The sequence below is a fragment of the Amycolatopsis sp. NPDC051716 genome (assembly GCF_040681595.1).
GTDB lineage: Bacteria > Actinomycetota > Actinomycetes > Mycobacteriales > Pseudonocardiaceae > Amycolatopsis.
Map to the genome: position 1 here is coordinate 1 of NZ_JBFAZA010000093.1, position 2,701 is coordinate 2,701.

Genomic DNA, 2,701 nt, shown 5'->3' on the forward strand with positions numbered 1-2,701 from the left:
GGCTGGGCGCCACGTCGGGACCCAGCCACCACAGCCACGCCCCGAGGAGGAAAACGGCAATGTCCGAACCGATGATGACCAGCGTGACCGAATTCGGTCAGTCGGTACCCCCACCACTCGCCGCCGCACCGGCACCGAAGCCCGCGCCCGCACCGGTCGACTACGGCGACGCGATCACCGACCTGACCGCGTTCCGCGAGCAGGCACTCGAAGGGCTCGGTTCCGCCGGTGTGCGGTTCGCGCTCGGCGGTGAGGTGTTCACGGTGCCGCATCCGCTGTTGCTCACCGACGAGCAGAACGAGCAGATCGCCAAGCCGCTCGGATTCGTCGAGATCGCAAAGGTGCTGCTCAACACCCCGGAGGATCCGCACGTGTATGAACGGTTCCATGCGGCCGGCGGCCGCGCCGGTGACGTGATGATGGCGTGGCGGCGGCTGAGCGCCGGGCTCGGCGTCCCAAAATAGGCGAGGCGATCGCCCTGCTGAAATCGGCGCCGAACGAGATCGAGGCCGATATTCAGAGTGAGTACCCGGGCCGCCGGGTCGGCGAGTTCTGGCGCACCATCGGGCCGCGCCAGACCGGCGAGATGACACCGCGCGAACTCGTCGTTCTCGTGTCGCAGCTGCCCGAGACGAGCCGGTACAAGCGCGCGAAAAACACGGCTTGGACCGTGCTCGAGCGGCTCGCCGCCCGGATCGTCAACGTCCTCGAGGCGCATCGCGGCGACTACCGCAACGCGCACGGAGCTCAATACGACTGGGCGCCGGTCACCCCACCCGAACTAGCGCACGAGCGCGCGGCGCGGGAAGCGCGCGAGGAAAAGGCGGCACGGCAGCGCGCACTCGGCCCAATGGTGCTGGAACGCATGTTGCGCGGCGAACTGCGCATGTCCGACATCGACGTCACCAGACCCATCGAGGAGGCATTGACAGCGTGAGCCCGGTGAGGAGGCCCTAGCGTGGCGCCGGTCTATTTCGACATCGTCTCTCGCATCGTCGGCATGGAAGCCGCGGCGGCGAAAGTCGTGTCGGAAGCCGTGCGGGCAGGCAATCAGGCGGGCACCGGGTTTGCCGACGCGTTCAAATCGAAGGTGCTCGGCACGAGCGCGGGCATGACGGCTTCGATGACCGCGCAAGTCAACGCTGCGGCATCCTCGCTGGAATCGGCGTCGTCGCGAGTGATTCGCGCGAAGAACGCCGAAGCCGATGCCGCGGGCCGGGTCCGTGTCGCCGAGGCGCAACTCAATGAGGCGCGGCAGAAATACGCGGTCGACTCGACGAAGGTGATCGCCGCCGAGGAGCGACTCGAACGCGCGAAACGCACCAACGTCGCCGCCTCTGGCGAGGTCACTGCCGCGCTGGCGGTCGAGCAGCGCGCGACCGAGACACTCGGCGCACGCCAGGACGCGGTAGCGGCCAAGGCCGGTGCGTTCGGTGCCGCGATGAAGGGCGCCGCGGTGCTCGGCGTCGGCGCGATGGGGATCGCCATGGGCGAGGCCGTGAAAGCCTCGGCTGACTTCCAGTCCTCGCAAACGATGCTCGTCACGACGGCGGGCGAGCAGAAAGAGGCGCTCGCCGAGGTGTCGCGCGGGCTGCTCGAGATGGCCGGGCAAGTCGGCTACTCGGCGCAGGATCTCTCGCGCGCCATGTACACCGTCGAGTCCGGCGGATACCATGGCGCCGAAGGCCTCATCGTGATGAAGGCCGCCGCCCAGGGCGCGGCGCAGGAGCACGCCGACCTCAAAGAGGTAGTCGACGCCGTCACCACGACGTTGCAGGACTACCACATTCCCGCGCAGCAGGCCGCGCTCGTCACCGGCCAGATGATCGCCGCGGTAGCGCACGGCAAAACCACGTTCGGCGAGTTCACCGGCGCGCTCGGCCAGGTGCAGGCATCGGCGGCCAACGCGCACATACCGGTTGACGATCTGTATGCGTCGCTGGCTCAGATGACCGTGCACGGCATCTCCGCGCAGCAGGCCGCGCAGAACCTCAACCGGGCGATCACCACCCTGCAGAAACCCAGCCAGGACATGACACAGGGTCTGGCGAACATCGGTATCAACGCCGCCGACCTCGCCGACCACCTCTCGAGCAAGGGTCTCTCGGGCACGCTCGAGGAAATCTCGCTGGCGATCATGAACCACATGGGCCCGGCCGGAAAGGTCATGATCGACGCGTTCAACCAGTCGAAGACCGCCGCCGACGACGTCGGGAAGGCCTACGCGGCGCTGCCGCCGAAACTGCAGGCGGTCGCCGACAAGGTCAAGGCCGGTGAGCTGAAACCCAATGTGGGCGCGCTGGAAACAAAGGGCGGGCTCAATCTCGAAGAGGCGCACATCGTCGCCCAGTTCGCGCAGATGTACGCCAAGTCAACCGGCCTGAATGCCGCGCTGACCTCGCTGAAGAACAGCGACAAGACGTATCAGCAAATGCTGATCCAGGCCACCGGCAACCAGGAGTCCGCCCGCGTCGCGGCGAACCTCACCGGCGAGGAGAACACCGCGCAGGTTGCCGCGACCCGCGCCGCGGTCATGAACGCCGGACCCGAAGGACCCGCCGGAGACGTCAAGGGCTGGGCGGAAGTCCAAGAGAATTTCAATCAGAAGCTCGCCGAAACCAAGGCGCAGGTCGGCGCGTTCGCGATCGAGGCGGGCGACAAACTGCTGCCGGTCGCGACGAAGATGCTCGAGGGCGTACAG

The 2,701-nt window shown here is 67.3% G+C and carries 3 protein-coding genes; all 3 read left to right on the top strand.

Features of this window, described 5'->3' with window-relative positions; all coding sequences use genetic code 11:
- The first annotated feature begins 59 nt into the window (after positions 1-59).
- Positions 60-464, top strand: a complete 405-nt coding sequence (locus AB0M30_RS47560) for a hypothetical protein (RefSeq protein WP_364599279.1) — start codon at positions 60-62, stop codon at positions 462-464.
- Entirely contained in the window at positions 425-937 is a 513-nt protein-coding gene (locus AB0M30_RS47565) for a hypothetical protein (protein ID WP_364599282.1), read from the top strand. Before AB0M30_RS47560 ends, AB0M30_RS47565 begins: the two co-directional genes overlap by 40 nt.
- Positions 938-958: 21 nt before the next feature.
- A partial coding sequence (locus AB0M30_RS47570; RefSeq protein WP_364599285.1) for a phage tail tape measure protein occupies positions 959-2,701 on the top strand: 1,743 nt, incomplete at its 3' end.

What these genes read in the sequence shown, in the direction of transcription:
- AB0M30_RS47560 (WP_364599279.1), top strand. Translation starts at nt 60, where the DNA reads ATGTCCGAACCGATGATGACCAGCGTGACCGAATTCGGTCAGTCGGTA.